This is a genomic window from Eudoraea sp. (assembly GCF_049669105.1).
Classification (GTDB): domain Bacteria; phylum Bacteroidota; class Bacteroidia; order Flavobacteriales; family Flavobacteriaceae; genus Eudoraea.
Genome location: NZ_JBATKE010000209.1, coordinates 1 through 3,623, shown reverse-complemented (window position 1 = coordinate 3,623; position 3,623 = coordinate 1). Strand labels below are relative to the sequence as shown.

The window sequence follows — 3,623 nt, the reverse complement described above, 5'->3', positions numbered from 1 at the left end:
CTATATTCAGCATTCGGGGTGTAGCGTAGCCCGGTTATCGCGCCTGCTTTGGGAGCAGGAGGTCGCAGGTTCGAATCCTGCCACCCCGACGAACCGCCTTTTAGGGCGTATCAAAAACCTGTTAATCATATGATTAGCAGGTTTTTACATTTTCCTTGTATTCATTTGAATCCATTTGAAACCATCCTTTTGGTGTGCAATTCGGTGTGCAAAGCGGTACGCAATTTGTTGTAAATTTAAATAGCATTTAGCCCATTTAGATGTTGTCTTTAAACAAAAAATGTTTAACCAAAAAGATTTTTTAAAGAATCCCGAGAAGTTCTATGCAACTTTGGTGGGGCTGCCAACTGGCGAGAAGGATGTTGCATTTAAGTTGCTCAGAAGTACCGGGGTAAAGATTCCAAATATTCCAACAAATCATCATCAAGTGGCGATGAAGATTATCAAGAAGTTGCAAAACGGGATTGGTAAGGCTTTGAGGTCCGGGGAGATAGGATACTAGAATATTTCTTTTTGGTTAACCAATTTTTTAGAAAAACAAAATCGTTCCGTAAAAGGTCAATTATCAAGACTATTAAAAAAGACCAAAGATGGGACTCTTAAGGAAAAGCTTTACTCCTGGTCAAAAATAGTCTTATAAAACAGCTACCAACGATTGAAGGGACCATGCCTAGCTTATTTTCTCCAACTTTGCTTTTTATTGGCCGTTTTACGAAACTTCAATCAAAGTTTTAAAAGTCTTTTCGATAATTGAATAAAAAAATAAAAGGAAACCACATTAAATTTTGGTCATAATAATTGTCTCTTTGTCTATTCAAAAGCAGATAGCTGGTGTAGCATTGTTCTGTTAAACTAATACTTGTGATATTCATATTTAGTATTAGACTGATTATAAGTCTCTTATAATAATTCATTATCTTTAAAATGGAAAAATAAGTATCCTTCATAATGATTGAACAAAGACGATTATCTACTGTCCTTTTCGCAGATATTGTCGGCTATACCTCACTCATGCAAAGTGATGAAAAACGTGCCATGCTTTTTCTTAATCATTTTAAAGAATTAGTAGAAAATATTGTTCCTGCCTACCAGGGAGAAATAATTCAATACTATGGTGATGCTGTGCTTTTGACTTTTGAAAGTGCCACCGCAGGTGTGGAATGTGCAATTGAATTGCAGCAAGCATTTATAGAGAAAGAAATTCCTATTCGTATAGGTATGCATCTCGGAGATGTGATTTTCAAAAATGATAATGTCTTTGGTGATGGTGTCAATATAGCCTCCCGTATAGAATCGATGGGTATTCCGGGATGTCTTCTTGTCTCGAAGACCATTCGTGATCAGCTGGTTAACAAAGGGGATTTCCTTTTGCACTCTCTTGGTCCATTTGAATTCAAAAATGTTGAAGAACCTATGGAAGTGTTCGCTATTACAAATGAGGGAATGGAGTTACCAAAGCGGGAACAGATAAAAGGTAAGCTTAAAGATTCTGAAAAGAAACCAGCTATAAAATGGACAGTACCAATCTTTATTATTAGTGCTTGGTTGCCCATAGAGTTATTCAACTATGTCATCGAAAGATACAGCCTTGATCCAGTACTCTTGGACTTATTCATACTGGTTACAATTTTTGGATTACCGGCAACGCTAATTTTTTCTTATTTTAAAGGTAGATTCAATAGGATAGCTGTGGGATTGCAAATACTAAATGGAATAGCGATGATAGCCGTTCTTTTTTATTTCCTGACTAATCCTCTGGCACTAAATCCAGGAAAATTGAGGCTAATAAAGCTGTATGAGGGAAAATCAAGTGTTTTTAAATCACTTAATTCCCTGGCGGTACTGCCATTTTCAAACAACTTAGGCGATGATAGTCAAAAGTATCTTCTTGCCGGAATGCACTTTGGTTTGATTAATGAAATTGGGCAATTGGGAAGTATCCATGTCATATCTGAAACCTCATCGCTTCCTTACCAAAATACGAACAAAAGTATCCGGAAAATTGCAAAGGAATTAAATGTTGATGCCATCATTGAAACCTCCCTGTCCAGGATAGACACCATAATTGAATTGAGGATAAACCTGATCAAAGCTTTTCCTGATGAACAGGTACTATGGAATCATTCTTATACTACCTCTTTGAATGAGCTCCCCAATCTTTACAAGGAGGTCACCAAAAATGTAGCATTAAAAATCAACAAAGCACTTCGTCCGGAGGAAGAACAGAAATTACAGCCTAAACGAGTACCTAACCCAGGTGCTTATGAAGCCTTTCTTCGTGGATCGTATTATATGGGTTTTCTAACCCCAGAAGGGTTTGAACTTTCTAAAAAACAATTTAAAAAAGCCATTGAAATCGATCCCTTATTTGCGCCAAGCTATTCCGGAATTTCAGGTATTCTGGGTTCACAAAGACAAATGGGCTATGTTTCAGGGGCCGAAGTCAATCTTGTGATAGATAGTTTGCAGAAAAAGGCCTATGAACTTGACAAGCTGAATTCTGTAATCTTAATGGGCAGAGCCGCTGATCTTACTTGGTCAAAATTTAATTGGAAGGAGGCGGAAAAATTCTTCAAAAAAAGTTTAGATATTAATCCCAATGCAGCTGAAGCTCGTACATACTATGCGCATTTTTTGATGATCCAAAATCGATGGGAAGAGGCCTGGGAACAAATGAAATATGCCATAGAACTAGACCCTGAAAATCCCTGGGTAATAAGCTTTAGTGCGATGATGTATTTTATCGATGGTAAAGTATTTAGCGCCGCAAAACACTCGGAAAGGCTTATACGAATGGCCCCCAATCATCCAATGGCCACGGCAATGCTTTTAGGAAAGTATATCTTTCAAAAAAATTATGACCAGGCCATTGTTGAATTAAAAAAAGACCTAAAGAGAACAAGAGCCACGGATTTAGAATCTGTTATAGACAATGCCTATAAAAATGGTAACTTCAATGAAGCAGTTAGATCCAGTGCGACTTACCTTGAAGATTATAGTAAAGAACACTTTGTAGCTCCAAGTATTATTCACAGCCTTTATAAAATTATTGATGATAGAGAAAAACAACTCGAATGGATGCTAAAAATGTTTGAGGTCAATGACCCCAACCTCCCCTATTTCGCAATAAGAAGTTCTGACCCTATCCAGAAAGACCCTACTTATGTCCAGATCATGAAAGAAATCGGACTTTGGTGAATTGATACTAATCAAACTTAAAATTACAATAAATAAAAATGTCAAGGGATTGTACGAATATATATGTCGTAAGAATCATTAGAAATAATAAACAACACCACAATATCTGTCATGGTATGGTGCGGACAATGGCACAAGGAAAAACGCCTAGTGAATAAATCATTATTATATAATCAATTTGAAAAGTCCCTTAAAACGAACGATTTTGGAACTAATCGATTTCAGATATAGCTCCTTGATTAGTTTTGATATAATAATAGGTTTTACTAAATTTATGGGATAAAGAATTACTTCGATTGTGTCTATTTACACTAAAAATTGCATAGCGGTGTACCACTTTAAATTAGCAAGGTAAAAACATAAAATACAGACAGGCGAAAGCCTGTATTGGATTAACTTGAGCAACAACCCCATTTCAGGATCAC

Annotated in this window: 2 protein-coding genes and 1 tRNA gene; all 3 read left to right on the top strand. The window is 36.5% G+C overall.

Features of this window, described 5'->3' with window-relative positions:
* The first annotated feature begins 14 nt into the window (after window positions 1–14).
* The 3 genes from WBM60_RS16170 to WBM60_RS16160 all read left to right on the top strand — a co-directional run bounded on the left by WBM60_RS16170 (window position 15) and on the right by WBM60_RS16160 (window position 3,198).
* Window positions 15–89 (top strand) — tRNA-Pro (locus WBM60_RS16170).
* A 191-nt stretch (window positions 90–280) separates the two neighbouring features.
* Window positions 281–502: a DUF5712 family protein gene (locus WBM60_RS16165; RefSeq protein ID WP_424277392.1), complete on the top strand. Its 222-nt coding sequence runs from the start codon at window positions 281–283 to the stop codon at window positions 500–502.
* A gap of 446 nt (window positions 503–948) precedes the next feature.
* Window positions 949–3,198 carry an adenylate/guanylate cyclase domain-containing protein gene (locus tag WBM60_RS16160; RefSeq protein ID WP_424261956.1) on the top strand — a complete coding sequence of 750 codons (2,250 nt, stop codon included), beginning with the start codon at window positions 949–951 and terminating at the stop codon, window positions 3,196–3,198.
* Window positions 3,199–3,623 lie beyond the last annotated feature (425 nt).